This window comes from Pseudomonas poae RE*1-1-14 (assembly GCF_000336465.1).
Classification (GTDB): Bacteria; Pseudomonadota; Gammaproteobacteria; order Pseudomonadales; family Pseudomonadaceae; genus Aquipseudomonas; species Aquipseudomonas poae.
This window is the reverse complement of the sequence record NC_020209.1, coordinates 1-14,871: the sequence shown is the minus strand read 5'-3', so window position 1 is coordinate 14,871 and position 14,871 is coordinate 1. Positions and strand designations below refer to the sequence as shown.

Here is a 14,871-nt window from a genome sequence, read left to right as displayed (position 1 = left end):
GCGTTGCTACCGTCCTGCGAAATATCTTGCAACATCTCGCCAGGGACTTCCGCAATGAGTGACGAGTACGAAGACCGCTCCTCCCCCGATTCCGCGTCAAAACCGGCGATAGATACCAGCCGCCGGCGCTTCCTTGGCGGGGCGGCGGTGCTGGGGGTAGGCGCCACCTTGAGTGCCTGCGGCAATACCAGCGAAGCGCCGGGCAAGCCTGTGGATCGACCGCTCACGCCGCAAGAGTTGGACAAGGCATTGCGCGAGCAGGTGAAGACAGTGGTGGTGATCTACGCCGAAAACCGCAGTTTCAATAACCTGTTTGCGGACTTCCCCGGCGTGGAAAAACCGCTGTCTGCACTGTCGGCCGCCCAGACCCGGCAGCTTGATCGCGACGGCAGTGTGCTGAACAGCCTGCCGCCGACCTGGGGCGGCGTGTTGCAGGTCGGTCCGCAAAGCGTGGACGGCGTAACCTATCCCAGCGAAGTGCAATTCCAGGAAAACCTGCCCAACGCGCCCTTCGCCCTCAAAGGTCCCAATGGCGCGGACCTGCCTTTGAGCCTGGTCACTCGCGACCTGTGGCACGTGTTCTACCAGAACCAGATGCAGATAAACGGCGGCAAGAACGACGGTTTCGTCGCCTGGGCCGATTCCGGCGGCCTGGTGATGGGTCATTACGCCCAGAGCCGTTATGCCCTGCGTCTGTGGGACGTGGCCAAGGAGTTCGTGCTCTGCGATAACTTCTTCCAGGGCGCGTTCGGTGGCTCGTTCCTCAACCACCAATACCTGATCAGCGCCACCGCGCCGTTTTACCCGAACGCCGCCCAATCGGTGGCCAAGGCGCAGATCGCCACGCTGCAAAGCGATGACCCTGCCGACCCGCGCCTCAAACCGCTGGACGCTTCCCCGGCCAGCGCCATGACCGGCCCGCCGCAGTTCGGCCCCAGCGCCCTGACCCCGGATGGCTACGGCGTAAACACCCTGGCCCCGCCCTATTGGCCGACCTGGATTCGCGACCCGCAGAACCCGGACTACTCCAAGCCCGACCTGCCCAATGTGCTGGTGCCGCAAACCCACGAACACATTGGCGACAAGCTGTCGAAGAAGAACGTCGACTGGGCCTGGTACGCCGGTGCGTGGCAGGCGACCCTGGATCAGTTCAAGGATTCGGGCGGCATCCCGAAAATCCCGAACTTTCAATACCACCACCAGCCCTTCAACTACTTCAAGCAACAGGGGCCGGAAAATCGCGCCGAGCGCGACAAGCGCCTGCGTGATGGCGGGCTGGGCGATGAGTCCAGCACCAATAAATTCTTCGCCGATGCCGACGCCGGCAAACTGCCTGCGGTGACCTTCTACAAGCCCCAGGGCAACCTCAACATGCACGCTGGCTATGCGGACGTGGCCTCGGGCGACCGTCATATCGCCCGCGCCTTGAAAGTGCTGCAGGAAAGCCCGCAATGGAAAAACATGGTGGTGGTGGTGACCGTCGATGAAAACGGCGGCTGGTGGGACCATGTGGCGCCGCCCAAGGGCGACCGCTGGGGCCCCGGCACGCGAGTGCCGGCGCTGGTGGTGTCGCCGTTTGCGCGCAAGGGCACGGTCGACCATACGGTGTACGACACGGCCTCGATCCTGCGGCTGATCACGCGGGTATTCCAGCTGGAGACACTGGACGGCCTCAAGCAGCGGGATGATGCAATGAGTGCCCGCGGCCAGACGCCGATGGGGGATCTGACCAACGCATTGCGCCTGGATCTGTAACGCGCTTATCCAATAGCGACACCCGCAGCGAATTAACACGCGGTTTTCCTGGTCAGCCGCTACTGTGTGCAAGTGGGCTTTCACCCCGCGCAGACGGGCTCTCGCTGACAAGGAATCGACTATGTTTAAACAGACCAGGCTGTCCTGCACCCTGATCGCACTGCTGGCCAGTGCGGTCGTACAGGCCGACATCAACGTACCGCTGGGAAGCACCCAGCGCGTCACTCAACTATTCGCCTTCCCCAATAATTGCAACGTCATCTGCTTCAAGCCGTGGACGCTGGAGCAGACTGCCGAGCACTACCTCAACCAGAGCCTGCAACGTGACGGCTACAGCCGCGCCAAGGTCAGTGTCAAAACCGACGGCGACCAACTGACTGCCACGTTCAGCGGTGTACCGGACACTTACGGCCAGCCCCTGACCCAACTGCTCAACACCGCAGACCTGGCCTATCAGGGCGCCAGCAAGCTTAACAGCGACGGTAAATGGGCCTACAACTGGTACCTGTTCCTGCCGCTGGGCATGGCGCTGGAGAACCGCAAAAGCATCGAGTTGCTGCACTTTCCGCCGGATTATTCGCTGACCCATTTCCAGGACTATCTGGAATCGGCCACCACCGACCGCTGGGCCGCATTGCTGACCGACAATGGCGTGCCGGCCGGCGAAACGCCGGCTTACCAGACCATCATCGACATCGCCCCGATTGCCGCACCGTCCAACGCGGGCAAAGATCTGGAAAACGTCTACGGCTATTTCACCGACTACCAGACGCGCATGGTCAAGGAACTGAGCCTGCGGCCCGACGGTGCGCTGCCCATGGTGGCGTTCGGCGCGCCGGTGCGCAGCTGGATCAAGCAACAATACGGGCAGACCGTTGATGTAATGGGCCTGGCGCAGATCAGCCCGGCGGACGGCAAAAGCGTTTCGGTATTGGGCGCCAACCACCCCAGTTACATCTGGTACGCGGCGGACCCGGCAAGTTATGGCGGCAATGAGCAGAAAGCCGACGACGCCGGCCTGAAGGTAATGGCGCAGGACCTGAGCGCGGCCTGCTGGCAAGCCGGCATGGGCCGCAAGCCGGCCAGTGATCCCAACGTGCTGCTGCAGGCGTGCAACACCACCTGGCAGGTGACGCGCAAGGAGCAGACCTGCGAACTGTTCTACACCTCAGTGCGCAAGCTGAACGCGGAACAGGCAAATGCCAAATGCGCCACTGCACCGATCAAGGCACAGCTGAAACAGCTGAAGAACCCCGCGCCAGCGACTCTGCTGCCTGCGCCCGCACTGTAGATTGCACACAGGCGGGCCGATTTCTACTGTCGAATATGACAGTAGAAATCGGTCGCCCCATCGTTGAACCTTGAGACGGGCCCATTTGCTGCAAGACTGGCAGTCAGCCATTACCGGCAGGTCGATGCAGCCCATTCAAGGAGCGTGATGAAAACTCGTGCCATGGATAAGGCGATTCGCGCCACCCCTGATGACGACTGCCTGTATCCCTTTACGACGACGCTGACGGCGTTTGGCTACCCCTCCACACGCGAATTTGAAGTGGTGTGCGACACCACCGGCGAAATCATCGGTATCAAATCCCGCGTCGCGTTCGACAACCGCACCCTCATCGCCCGCGTATTCGGCTATGCCCTGGGCGAATGCCGTCAGCACACGCTGCAGATCTCGGGACGTATCTGGCTGTATGACCCGTGGGTGTGCGGCCAACTGCAGCACGCCTGCCACCCGAATACGTATGTCGACACGTCCTATCTGGAGCTTTGGTCGGTGATGCCTATTGCGGCCGGCACCTGGCTGACCATCGACTACGCCACCACCGGCAATGCCCTACCGCGCCAGTTTGCCTGCACCTGCAGCGCGCCGGACTGTCGGGGCTGGATCAAAGGCCCGCAGGAACAACTCAGCGCAGAAGGCCGGGCGTTCCTGGAGCTGCGCGAACGCGCCAATTAACCCTAGGCGTCACCCAGCGGGCGCAGGCGATATTGCGGCGGCAACTGCTCGAAGCCGCTGATGGTGGTGTTCAGGCTTTTCCAGCGGCCATCCTTGATGCCGTAGATGCAGCCATGAATCGACAGGCTCTGCCCACGGTGCCAGGCGTTTTGCACAATGCTGGTATGGCCGACGTTGGCCACTTGCTGGATCACGTTCAGCTCGCACAGGCGGTCGACCTGTTCTTCTTCGGTGGGCAACTGCGCCAGCACTTCGCGATTTTCATAGTAGAGGTCACGAATGGTGCGCAGCCAGCCATCGATCAGGCCGAACTGACGGTCCTGCATCGACGCGCGCACGCCGCCGCAGCCATAGTGGCCTGTGACGAGGATGTGTTTGACCTTGAGCACATCGACCGCGTACTGGATCACCGACAGGCAATTGAGGTCAGTGTGCAGCACCACATTGGCCACGTTGCGGTGCACGAACAGATCACCCGGCAGCATGCCGACGATCTCGTTGGCCGGTACACGCGCATCGGAACAGCCGATCCACAGGTATTCCGGGGTTTGCTGGCGGGCGAGCTTGGCGAAGAATTCGGGATCTTCCTGTTTGATCGCATCCGCCCAGCGTTCGTTGTTATCAAGCAGGTCTTGTAGTTCGTTCATCAGGGAAAGCCTCGGGAATGATGCGCAGCTGTGTGACTGTCAACACCTCGTGCAGGTCACGCCTGGCGCAAATTAGCTTGAATCTTTGGGGCGCAGCGCCTGTCCACACACTATAAGCCCCACAGTATGAGGATTGGCCATGACTGAATCACGACGTCCCTACGGCGCTACACAACCCGAACCGATTGACGATAACGAAGACCGCATGGGTTCAGTGCGTGAGCTGGATTTTGACCAGGACGATCAGACGGCGGAAATCGGCGATGAGATTCCGCGCGGCGAGCGCGAGCATCTGATGCCCGAAGAACGTGTGCGCGAAGCCGGGATGACCGGTGCGTCGACCGACGATCACCAACCGACCGACGACGACATGAGCCCTGAGACACTGATTCAGGAAGACGGCGCGCGGGATGCGCGGGAGGAAGGTGAAGACAGCGCTGCGGACTACGACTTGAGCGTTGTCGGTGAAAGCGATATCGGCGGTGGGAATGGCTTGGACGAGGCCGAACTGGCGGATCTCGACCCGCTCAATGGCAAGCGCTGACACGACACTGCTAGAAATGTGGGAGGGCTTGCCCCCTCCCGCACTGATCCATGTGTTCAGTCGACGAGGGTACAGGCCATGACGACTGCGTCTTCGCGGCCACCGACAGCTGGGTAGTAATCGCGCCGACGGCCGATCTCGTTGAAACCGTAACGCTCATAGAGGCGGAACGCGCCGGTGTTGCTGTCACGCACTTCCAGAAAGCATTCCCGAGCGTTTGCAGCGTAAGCGCGGGACATTAAATGCTCCAGCAACGCCAGGCCCAGGCCACGCCCCTGGTTCTCCGGCTTGACGGTGATGTTCAGCAAATGGGCCTCATCGAGAATGATCTGAACCACTCCGTGCCCCACTTGCTGCTCACCCTCGAACATCAACCAGATCTGATACTTGCCCAGCCCATCGAGAAAAATGCCACGCGTCCAGGGATGGCTGAACGCTGCGTATTCAATTTTCAGCACGGCGTCGAGGTCGGCCTCGGTCATCGGGCGGAAGGATAAAGCCTCACTCATCGGTTGTTTTCCAGCGCGCCATCAGCCGGCGCATGGCTTGCCAGACATCAGCCTTACGCTGTGGCTCTTCCATTAATAACTCCAGGCCCGGCAGGGCCCACACCGAGCCCAGGCTTTCGACCTGCAGCTCGCGGTACCAGGCTTCGGCATTTGCTTCACCGGCAAAACGCACGGCGGGCAGGCCAATCAGCCACAGGCATACGCAGGGTTCGTCTTCCAGTCGCGCAGAGACAAATCCTTGCACAAAATCCCGCGCGGCTTCCGGGCCCTGGTCCATGGTGCCGCGCACCAGCAACGGCCAGCGCACTGGGTCGCCGACGATCTGCGGGCTGTCGGGCAGGCCGGCAGCGCGCAGCATGTCCTTGAGCAGCATGTAGGCCGGGTCGCGGGTCTGGAAGCGTTCGCCGGTGGGCAACTCCACCAGCAGCAGGCAACGTCCGGCCCGCAGCAGTTGCAGGGCGAAACGCGGCGGCGGCACCACCGGCGCCTTGGCTACCGGCGCCGTGTCTTCGGCCACCGCCGGTTTGGTCACTGGCGAGGGGCGCGGCACTTCGATTTTGGCCCGCTCGACCACCGGTCGCACTTCAGGCACAGGCTTGACCACCGCCACCGGCGCAGCGGCCTCCTCGCCCGAGGCTTCGAACGCCTCATAGGGCTCAGGCGCCTGCAACAGCTCGGGCCGCGACGGTGCGGCAAACGGCAGTTCGGTGCGGGGCAGCCAGTTGACCACCTGCATGGCGGTCAAGTAAGCGCGACGTCGGGACTCGATAAGCACAGCTCGGCCACTTGTGGATAAGTAAAGAGCGGGGATTCTACCGCTGTTCGGCAACAATCGCCCACTGCGCGCTGACCGGCTGTGGATAAATCCCACCCCCAATGCAGTACAATCGCGACCTTTAATCGCCAACCAGCCGGCCATTCCCATGATCGAACCCAAGCGCGTCCTGCGCGCCCTCGCCGAACACTGGGCCTTGCTTGAGCCACTGTGCGAACACTTCGACCAAGGCACCCTGAGCCTGGGCGAGCTGCGCGCGCAACTGGCCGCCCAACAACTGGACAGTACACCCCAGGACATCACCAGCCTGCTGGACGTGTGGATTCGCCTGGACATCCTGGTGCCTGTGGCCAAGAGCCCGAACCGTTTCGAGCTCAACGCACAGATCCACGACTTCCTCGCCTACCTGCGCAAGGAGCACCGGCTCGGCCTGTGCCTGGAAATCGAAGCCTACCTGCGCCACCTCGAGCGCCTGGCCGGTTATATCCAGGACGCCTTCGACATCCGTGACGGCCACGACCTTGCCCGGCAATTGCGCTTGCTGGACATGCGCGTGCGCGACGTGCTGAAAAAACTCGCCAACGACGAACAGGCCCTCGCCGCCGTGGCCGATCGCGCCAAGACCAGCGACCGGCAGATCCCGTTGCGCCAGCGTTACGCCGAAGTACTCGCCACCTGGGACGAATACGTCGAACCGATGATCCAACTGGTGAACGCTGACGGTGCCTTCGAGCAAGGCGTGCGCAAGGTCGAGAATGTGCTGCTGCGCCTGCTCACCGAGCAACAGCGCCTCGGCCACCTGGTGGACGATGACATGCTGCTGCGCACCCACGCGCGCATCCTCGAAATGCAGACCAGCGCCCAGCTGACCTTGCGTCATGCGCGTGAGCTGCTGTTGCCGTTGCGTGAAGAAGCACGTCGGCACAATGCCGTCACCCGAGGCGCGGCGCTGGCGCTGTCGGCGATCCGCCGCAAAGGCCTGGACGCGGTGCCGCAGGCGGCGATGCCGCTGTTCACTCGGCCGCAAAGCACCTTTCTCGGCAGTGCCAGCCAGGTCGAGGCCTACGTGTATGCCCTGGCGAATTTCGAGCCGAAACCGGCGCGCTTCCCCAAGGCGCACAAATCCCACAAGGGCCAGGCCCAGCGTGCGCCGCGTACGGTCAAGGAAATGCTCGAACGCTGCGAAGATGCGCTGCCGATGCCCGACCTGATGACCTGGCTGCTGGAGCAGGAACCGGACGGCGCCACCGACGAATTGTTGTACTGGTTCTCCCGGCTCTCGCGCGAAAAGCGCTTCAAGCGCGAACGCCTGGAACGCCGCGATTACCACACACACGAGCACCAGGTCAGCCTGCGCTCATTCGCCCTGCTCCCGGCCGGCACAGACGCCGCCGAGCAACCTGCGAGTACACCTTATGCATCTTGATCTATCCGAACTGTCCCAACTGGCGCCGATCTTTCGCGAGCTGTTCAAGGGTTACCACGTCAGCCGCCGCGACCCGGAGCTGTACGCGCAGCTGTCGAACTTCCAGGACCAGTACCGCACGCTGTTCAAGGCCCTGGGCTTTGAGCTGGTGTGCGACACCCGTGGTTTCTATTACTTCGTGCCGGACTCCGCCATCGCCAGTGCGCAGGTCAACAAGACCGCCCAGCGTCTGGCGCTGTTCACCTTCATCATCGTCGAGCACCTGGCCGACCAGGGCCGTGACCCGATCGCCGTGCTGGACGGTGGCAGCCTGGGCCGCGATGAACTGCCGTCGCTGCTGGATAAATACCGCGACCTGTTTATCCAGGCCGAAGTGCAGACCCAGGAAGAACTCGAAGAAAAAATCATGCGCCGCATGACCCAGCTGGGTTTTGCCAGCGAAGACAACGGCATCTATCGTTTCCTACCGCCCATGCACCGCTTCCTTGACGTGTGCCTGTCAGTGCAGCAGGACCGTGACCTCGCCGCCAGCGTGCACAGCGTGTTGCCATTGCCGGCGCCGGTGATCATCGACGAAGACAGCGATGAAAAACTGCTGAAGACCGATGACCCGCTCGATTTGAGCGACTTCGAGGAAGAAAGCGAAGAAGACGCCCTGGCGCGTGCCATTGCCGAAGAACAGGAGACCGATGCATGAGCAAGGAACGCTACGGCATCCGCCGCTTCGCCCTATTGAACACCGCTGGCTACAGCCTGGGCTTGTTCCCGCTGGAAGAGCCGCTGTCGGTGTACGGCGCGAACAACCTGGGCAAATCCGCTTCAATCAACGCTTTGCAGTTTCCGATTCTGGCGCGCATGTCGGACATGAGTTTCGGCAAGTACACCCTGGAGCAATCGCGGCGCTTCTATTTCGCCACTGACACCAGTTACATCCTCGTGGAAGTCTCGCTGCCCCATGGCCCGCATGTGATCGGTGTGGTCGGACGCGGCCCGGGGGGCGGCTTTGGTCACCAGTTCTTCGCCTATGCCGGCAAGCTGGACCTGGCCCACTACCAGAAGAACGACACCTGCCTGCGGCAGAAAGAGCTGTTTACCAACCTTGAGAAAGAGGGCCTCAAGGCCTACGAACTCAAGCCGGATGAACTGCGGCGTTTGCTGGTGGGCGGTCACACGTCGATCCCGCTGGACCTGACCCTGATCCCGCTGCGCTCCACCAGCGAGCAGAGCCTGAAGACGTTCCGCGCGCTGTTTATCAACCTGCTGCACATGCGCGAAATCACCGCGGCCAAACTCAAGCAACTGTTCCTCGATGCCTTCGAACATAGTCTGCGTTCCGGCAGCGTGGATTACATCGCGGCGTGCGAAGAAGCCTTCCGCGACGTGCGACGCATGGAGCAGGACTACAACTCATTGGTGGCTGCCGGGCCGCTGGTCGAAGCGTTGGCCAATGGTGTGCGCGTGCGCGACGTGTTGCGCGGCAAGTTGCATCGCCTGTCACCGCTGCTGGATTCGCTGCTGGGCACCTGGTCGGATTACGCCAGTGCACGCAAGGAAGAGCTGACCATCCAGGCCGAGCACTACCGCAATGAACAGGACGCGCTGCAGCATGACCAGCGCGGCGGCACCCAGGAGCTGATGCGCCTGGAGCGTGAAATCAGCGGCATTCAGCGCTGGCTGGGCGAGCTGTCAGTGCTCAAGCATCGCTTTGCGCTGGTGGACGACGTGAAGACGCTGGAGCAGCAGTTGCTCGCGGCCAAGGACGCTCACGATGAATTGGCGGGTGCGCTGGCACAGTCGCGGCAGTTCAGTGCCGAGGATTTGGACGAGCGTCTGCGTGATCTGGAAAAACGCCTGAAGTCGGTCAAGCAGCAGCTTGATCACGCCGACAACAACAGCTACGCCAAACTGCGTGAAGAATTCTCACAGCAGGATGTCGAGCGTCTGATGCGCCTGTTCAACAGTTCGCTGTTCAGCCTGCCATTGGGTGAACACGGCATCACGCTGGATGAGGACGGTCAGTGGGTCAAATCCCTGGAGCACATCCTCGATGGCTTCAAGGGCGAGCGTTTTGAGGTGCCGGGGTTGTCCATCGACATCTCGCACATCGAGCCACCGGCATTGCAGGCCTTGGCGGATCGCGCGGCACTGCGTGATCAGAAAGAGCGTCTGGAAAAAGAACTCAAGCAACTGAAGACCCAACAGGCTGTGGCTTCCGATCGCGCAGCCAGCAAGACTCAGACGGAGGCGCTTTACCAGCAGGTGCTGGATGCGCAAAAGGCCCTGGAAGACTTCCGTCGCGCGCAGACCCTGAGCGCCGAAGAAGGCGAGAAGCTGGAACAGCTGGCGCAGATGGAAGCGGCGCAGGACGAGTTGAAGCGCTCCAGCGATGCGTTCACCGAGCGCGTCCAGCAATTGTCGGCCAAGCTGCAACTGGTGGGCCGCCAGATTGGCGACATGGAAGCCAAGCAGCGCACGCTGGATGACGCGTTGCGCCGTCGCCAGCTGTTGCCGGCGGACCTGCCGTTTGGCACACCGTTCATGGACCCGGTCGACGACTCCATGGATAACCTGCTGCCGCTGCTCAATGACTACCAGGACAGCTGGCAGGGTTTGCTGCGTGCCGATGGCCAGATTGAAGCCTTGTACGCTCAGGTGCGCCTCAAGGGCGTGGCCAAGTTCGACAGCGAGGATGACGTCGAGCGCCGCCTGCAACTGCTGATCAACGCCTATGCGCACCGCACCGATGAGGCTCTGACGCTGGGCAAGGCGCGGCGGGCGGCAGTGACCGATATCGCGCGCACCCTGCGCAATATCCGCAGTGACTACGACAGCCTGGAACACCAGTTGGCGCTGTTCAACCGCGAGATCAACAAGCGCCAGGTCTCCAACCTGCAAAGTTTCCGCATCGTGCTGGCACCGAACAAGGAAGCGCTCAAGCATATTGACCAGATCATCCACAGCGCCGGTCAGTATGAGGAAGGCGAAACCCTGTCGGTGTTCGACCTCAGCCAGAGCGCCGAGCAAGACAACAAGAACGAAGAGGCCAAGGAATACCTGGCGCGCCTGGTGGCGGCCAACCATAACCAGCTGGGCCTCAAGGACTTGTTCGAGCTGGCGTTCGAGATCACCAAGGTGAACGGCCAGCCGGTGATTCACACCGACATTGATGGCGCCGCGTCCAACGGCACCACCATGACCATCAAGGCGCTGACCAACATGTACCTGTTGCTGCACCTGATGGACCGCGACCAGGCCGGACGCGTGCGCTTGCCGTACTACCTCGACGAGGCAGCGGATATCGATGAGAAGAACCAGGCGGCGTTGCTGGAGACCAGTTTGCAATTGGGCTTTGTGCCGATCCTGGCGAGTGTTAAGCCGCAGGTGTCTGCCCAGGTGGCGATCGACCTGGAAGGCGGCAGCGGGCCGAACGGGATCTACATCGATGAGGCGGACTGGAAGTACATTCGGCGCCATGATCAGGTGAAGGCGACGGTGAATGCGCAGGCGGAGCTGGATGAGGTCTGATCTGTTGCGTTGAAATGCAAAAAGGCCGCGACCCATGGATCGCGGCCTTTTTTGTGGTGCTGCAGAGGGCCTGATCGGGGACAAGCTGCCTCCCGCATTTGAACTGTGACACTTTCTAATGTGGGAGGGACTTGCTCTCGATAGCCGCGCCTCGGTCTACTTGCCCAATGGAATCTTGGGCGCCCAGGTCAGCCACTCATCCTCAAACTTGTCGAACAACGGAAACGTCTGCTGCGGCCGAGCTGCATTGCCCATCCGCTCGCCGTCTGGCGTAGCGAAGGCGATACCGCCGGCGACCAGCGTCTCCAGGGATTCGGTGCGCACTGTAGCGCCCTTGAACAAGCCGAAATCCACACCAAAACCACTGGTGTTCCAGAAGCGGCTGCCGCTGCGGACCAACGGTGCGTACTTGGGCTCGATCAGGATGTGCACCAGCACGCGGTCGGCGGTCTGGCCCAGCTCGTAGCCGGTGACCTTGCCCACGGTGACTTCGCGATAGGTCACTGGCACGCCTTCCTTCAGCGAGCCACGGCGCGCGGCACTGAGTACCAGACTCAAGCCTTGCTCCTGGCGCGCAGCTTCCGGCGGCTGTGCCAGGGCGACGAAGCTTTTTTGCGGGCCAGTGTTTTTGGCGGCTGGCTGCACTTCGATGTATTGCCCGGTCACCAGGGTTTCCAGATTGGCGGTTTTCATCAGGCCCAGCTCCGGCTTGACCACCCAGAACTGGCTGCCAGCGCGCGCGATACGGTCGGCCACTTGGGTGATGCGGGCGCTGAGCAGCACCGACTGCATGTCGGCACTCAGGTCTACGCTTTCGATCTTGCCCACGTCCAACCCTTTGAAACGCACCGCCGTGCCAGGACGCAGACCATCGGCGCGATCAACCTTGATGGTCACCAAGGTGCCGTGCTGATTGGCGGCATCGCGATCAGGGTACAGACGGAAACGCGGGATGTGTTTTTTCAGCGGTACATTCGGCTCAGGTGTTTCGAAGGCAATACCGCCGGCCATCAGGCTGGCCAGGGATTCGCTCTTGACCTGGATGCCGCTGGTGAGGCCACCGGTCAGGGTGACGCCGCTGGCATTCCAGAAACGCGTCGAGCCGTTGACCAGGTTTTCGTATTCTTTCTCGATGTGTACGCCAATCACCAACTGCTTGTTCTTGCGCGAGAACTGGTAGCTCTGCACCGAGCCAACCTTGACCTGTTTGTAGAGAATCGGGCTGCCGACATCCAGGGAGCCGAGGTTGTCGGTGAACAACACCATGTGCAAACCGGGAGAACGCAGGTCCAGGGGGGGCGCTTTCGCACGGGCGACATATTCGCGCTGGGGCGCAGTGCCTTTGTCGCCTGGACGGATGGCGATGTAGTTACCTTTGACCAGAGCTTCCAGGCCGGTGATGCCGGCGAGGGAGATGGACGGCTTGACCACCCAGAACTGAGTGTCCTGGACCAGATAGTCTTCGGCCAATGGGTCGAGGGTCAGCTCGGCGCTGGCACTGGACAGGTCCGGGTCGATCTTCAGGGTTTTCAGGCTGCCGACCTGGATGCCTTTGTACATCACCGGCGTGCGGCCGGCCTGCAGGCCTTCGAAGTCGGTGAGCTTGACCTTGACTCGGATGCCAGCAGCGGCGGCATCGAAATCTTCGTACAACCGGAATGGCAGGCTAGGATCGGTGGGCGGACTGTCCTTGCGATTCTCGGGGGTGGCAAAAGCGATGCCACCGGCGACGATGCTGGAAAGCGACTCGCTGCGCACCTTCACGCCGGACAGATTGGCGTCGATGCTGATGCCGCTGGCGTTCCAGAAACGCGTGTGTTTGCGCACCAGATGGGCGTAGGTCGGTTCGATATAGAGTTTGATCTCGACGGTGCTCTGGTCTTCGGACAACAGGTAGCTTTTAACCTGGCCGACCTGGATCTGCTTGTAGAACACCGGGCTGCCACGGTTGAGCGAGCCGAGGCGATCAGCCTTGACGGTGATGTGCAGGCCGGGCTTGGCGTCGGACAGCGGCGGCTCTTCGGAGAGCGCCTTGAATTTGCGTGTGGGCTCGCCGTCACCGGGGCTGGCGGCTATGTAGTTGCCCGACACCAGGGTTTCCAGACCGGTGATGCCGGCCAGCGTTACGCTGGGTTTGACCAGCCAGAAGCGGGTGTTGGTTTTGAGGTACTGCTCGACATCCTTGCCCATCTCGATGGTGGCGATCACCCCGCGATTGTTGCCCTCGTCATCGAGCGCCAAGGCTTTGACCTTGCCCACAGGCATGCCTTTGTAGACCACCTCGGTCTTGTTGACCTGGATGCCTTCACCGCTTTCAAAGCGCACCTGGATCTCGATGCCCTGCTGGGAATAGGCGCGCCATCCGAGCCAGCCGCCGATGATCAGCGCAATCAGGGGCAACACCCAAATGGCCGACCAGTTGGAGGCAGGGCGGGTTTTAGCTTTAGGCAAATCACTCATGGTCGTCGTCCGACTCCGTGTTATCCCAAATCAGTCGGGGATCGAAAGTTACAGCGGCAAGCATCGTCAAAATCACCACACTGGCGAACGCCGCAGCGCCGATATTGGCCTCGACGCTGGCGAGCCGTCCAAAGTTTACGACTGCCACCAGGATGGCGATCACGAAGATATCCAGCATGGACCAGCGGCCAATGAATTCGATAAAGCGGTACATGACAATACGTTGTTGCGCGGACAGCGGTTGGTGGCGCTGCACCGAGAACAGTAGCAGACCAATGCCCACGAGCTTGAACGTCGGCACCAGAATACTGGCAATGAACACCACCGCAGCAATAGGAAACATCCCATGCTGCACCAGTTGGATTACACCGGCCATGATGGTACTGGGCTCGCCCTGGCCGAGTGAGTTGACGGTCATGATGGGCAACAGGTTGGCGGGGATATAGAGGATCGCCGCCGTGACAAGCAGTGCCCATGTACGGGTGAGGCTGTTGGGCCGACGTGGATGAATCAACGCACCGCAGCGGGTGCACGTTTGCTCATCGGTGTCCGGCTCTTGTGTGTTCAGCTCATGGCATTCGGTACACACCAGAATGCCCGCATCAATCGCCCGCATGATCATCCTCTCCTGACAACGCCTGCCAGATCTGGTGGGGCGACATCACCACCTCAAGCAGAACCTGAACCACTAATAAACTGATAAAACAAACGAGACCCACGCCAACCGTGATGGAAGCCATGTCGGCGAGCTTGACGATCGCAACCAGCACGCCCATCAGATAGACCTCCAACATCCCCCAATCTTTCATGTGATGGTAGATGCGATACAGCAGCAGGCCGTAATTGCGGCCGATCTTCCAGCGGATGCTGAGCAGCACGGTCAATTGGCAGAGCAGCTTGAGCAACGGAATGCCCATGCTGCACAGGAAGACCACGATTGCGACGCCTTGCATGCCCGTATCGAACAGGCCGACGACACCAGTCCACACGGTGTCCTCTGAGGTCTGCCCGAGTAGATTGAGCTGCATGATGGGCAGAAAGTTCGCGGGGATGTACAGCAATAGTGCGGCGATCACCAACGCGAGGCTGCGCTCAATGACATTGTGGCGATGAGCGTACAGCTCATAACCGCAGCGTGGGCATTGGGCTTTTTCGCCTCGGGCGAGCACAGGTTTGCGCATCAGCAAGTCGCACTCATGGCATGCCACCAGATCGTCCAGTGGTAAGTCAGACACCTGTGGGGCATCAACCGGCTCGGGCATGGATA

General features: G+C 61.2%; 13 protein-coding genes. 7 read left to right on the top strand and 6 right to left on the bottom strand.

What is annotated here, in order from left to right:
• Positions 1–54: 54 nt before the first annotated feature.
• The 3 genes from H045_RS00065 (at position 55) to H045_RS00055 (ending at position 3,718) form a co-directional block, all read left to right on the top strand.
• Positions 55–1,755, top strand: a complete 1,701-nt coding sequence (locus H045_RS00065; RefSeq protein WP_015371057.1) for an acid phosphatase — start codon at positions 55–57, stop codon at positions 1,753–1,755.
• 121 nt (positions 1,756–1,876) lie between these two features.
• Positions 1,877–3,046: a P-loop NTPase family protein gene (locus H045_RS00060; RefSeq protein ID WP_003232871.1), complete on the top strand. Its 1,170-nt coding sequence runs from the start codon at positions 1,877–1,879 to the stop codon at positions 3,044–3,046.
• A gap of 147 nt (positions 3,047–3,193) precedes the next feature.
• Positions 3,194–3,718 (top strand): SET domain-containing protein, encoded by a 525-nt coding sequence (locus H045_RS00055; RefSeq protein WP_015371056.1) that lies wholly within the window; start codon positions 3,194–3,196, stop codon positions 3,716–3,718.
• 2 nt (positions 3,719–3,720) lie between these two features.
• Here H045_RS00055 and can read toward each other — a convergent pair whose 3' ends face one another.
• Positions 3,721–4,365, bottom strand: a complete 645-nt coding sequence (gene can, locus H045_RS00050) for a carbonate dehydratase (protein ID WP_003232867.1) — start codon at positions 4,363–4,365, stop codon at positions 3,721–3,723.
• 139 nt (positions 4,366–4,504) lie between these two features.
• On the opposite strand from can, the gene H045_RS00045 reads away from it, so the two are divergent.
• A complete protein-coding gene (locus H045_RS00045; RefSeq protein ID WP_003232865.1) occupies positions 4,505–4,909 on the top strand; it encodes a hypothetical protein in 405 nt (134 codons plus the stop codon).
• Between the two features lie 56 nt (positions 4,910–4,965).
• Here H045_RS00045 and rimI read toward each other — a convergent pair whose 3' ends face one another.
• Positions 4,966–5,418, bottom strand: a complete 453-nt coding sequence (gene rimI, locus H045_RS00040) for a ribosomal protein S18-alanine N-acetyltransferase (protein WP_003188286.1) — start codon at positions 5,416–5,418, stop codon at positions 4,966–4,968.
• Positions 5,411–6,154: a hypothetical protein gene (locus tag H045_RS00035; protein WP_049818449.1), complete on the bottom strand. Its 744-nt coding sequence runs from the start codon at positions 6,152–6,154 to the stop codon at positions 5,411–5,413. The genes rimI and H045_RS00035 overlap by 8 nt, the downstream gene beginning before the upstream one ends.
• A gap of 187 nt (positions 6,155–6,341) precedes the next feature.
• Between H045_RS00035 and mksB the strand changes: the two genes are divergently transcribed.
• From mksB to mksF, 3 genes are read left to right on the top strand one after another with little or no spacing between them, the layout of a single operon-like run.
• Positions 6,342–7,619 carry an Mks condensin complex protein MksB gene (gene mksB, locus H045_RS00030; protein WP_015371055.1) on the top strand — a complete coding sequence of 426 codons (1,278 nt, stop codon included), beginning with the start codon at positions 6,342–6,344 and terminating at the stop codon, positions 7,617–7,619.
• Positions 7,609–8,316, top strand: coding sequence for an Mks condensin complex protein MksE (gene mksE / locus H045_RS00025; protein ID WP_003232858.1), 708 nt, complete (start codon positions 7,609–7,611; stop codon positions 8,314–8,316). Before mksB ends, mksE begins: the two co-directional genes overlap by 11 nt.
• Entirely contained in the window at positions 8,313–11,144 is a 2,832-nt protein-coding gene (gene mksF, locus H045_RS00020) for an Mks condensin complex protein MksF (protein WP_003232856.1), read from the top strand. The genes mksE and mksF overlap by 4 nt, the downstream gene beginning before the upstream one ends.
• Before the next feature lie 156 nt (positions 11,145–11,300).
• On the opposite strand, the gene H045_RS00015 is transcribed toward mksF, so the two are convergent.
• Genes H045_RS00015 through H045_RS00005 form a run of 3 tightly spaced genes read right to left on the bottom strand, consistent with a single transcriptional unit; the run spans position 11,301 to position 14,866 of the window.
• A complete protein-coding gene (locus H045_RS00015) occupies positions 11,301–13,604 on the bottom strand; it encodes a PqiB family protein (RefSeq protein ID WP_015371054.1) in 2,304 nt (767 codons plus the stop codon).
• Positions 13,597–14,220: a paraquat-inducible protein A gene (locus H045_RS00010; RefSeq protein WP_003232853.1), complete on the bottom strand. Its 624-nt coding sequence runs from the start codon at positions 14,218–14,220 to the stop codon at positions 13,597–13,599. Before H045_RS00010 ends, H045_RS00015 begins: the two co-directional genes overlap by 8 nt.
• Positions 14,207–14,866: a paraquat-inducible protein A gene (locus H045_RS00005; protein ID WP_015371053.1), complete on the bottom strand. Its 660-nt coding sequence runs from the start codon at positions 14,864–14,866 to the stop codon at positions 14,207–14,209. The genes H045_RS00010 and H045_RS00005 overlap by 14 nt, the downstream gene beginning before the upstream one ends.
• Positions 14,867–14,871: the final 5 nt, after the last annotated feature.

Coding starts and splice junctions, on each gene's coding strand:
- H045_RS00065 (WP_015371057.1), top strand. CDS start 55: ATGAGTGACGAGTACGAAGACCGCTCCTCCCCCGATTCCGCGTCAAAA.
- H045_RS00060 (WP_003232871.1), top strand. CDS start 1,877: ATGTTTAAACAGACCAGGCTGTCCTGCACCCTGATCGCACTGCTGGCC.
- H045_RS00055 (WP_015371056.1), top strand. CDS start 3,194: ATGAAAACTCGTGCCATGGATAAGGCGATTCGCGCCACCCCTGATGAC.
- can (WP_003232867.1), bottom strand. CDS start 4,365: ATGAACGAACTACAAGACCTGCTTGATAACAACGAACGCTGGGCGGAT.
- H045_RS00045 (WP_003232865.1), top strand. CDS start 4,505: ATGACTGAATCACGACGTCCCTACGGCGCTACACAACCCGAACCGATT.
- rimI (WP_003188286.1), bottom strand. CDS start 5,418: ATGAGTGAGGCTTTATCCTTCCGCCCGATGACCGAGGCCGACCTCGAC.
- H045_RS00035 (WP_049818449.1), bottom strand. CDS start 6,154: ATGCAGGTGGTCAACTGGCTGCCCCGCACCGAACTGCCGTTTGCCGCA.
- mksB (WP_015371055.1), top strand. CDS start 6,342: ATGATCGAACCCAAGCGCGTCCTGCGCGCCCTCGCCGAACACTGGGCC.
- mksE (WP_003232858.1), top strand. CDS start 7,609: ATGCATCTTGATCTATCCGAACTGTCCCAACTGGCGCCGATCTTTCGC.
- mksF (WP_003232856.1), top strand. CDS start 8,313: ATGAGCAAGGAACGCTACGGCATCCGCCGCTTCGCCCTATTGAACACC.
- H045_RS00015 (WP_015371054.1), bottom strand. CDS start 13,604: ATGAGTGATTTGCCTAAAGCTAAAACCCGCCCTGCCTCCAACTGGTCG.
- H045_RS00010 (WP_003232853.1), bottom strand. CDS start 14,220: ATGCGGGCGATTGATGCGGGCATTCTGGTGTGTACCGAATGCCATGAG.
- H045_RS00005 (WP_015371053.1), bottom strand. CDS start 14,866: ATGCCCGAGCCGGTTGATGCCCCACAGGTGTCTGACTTACCACTGGAC.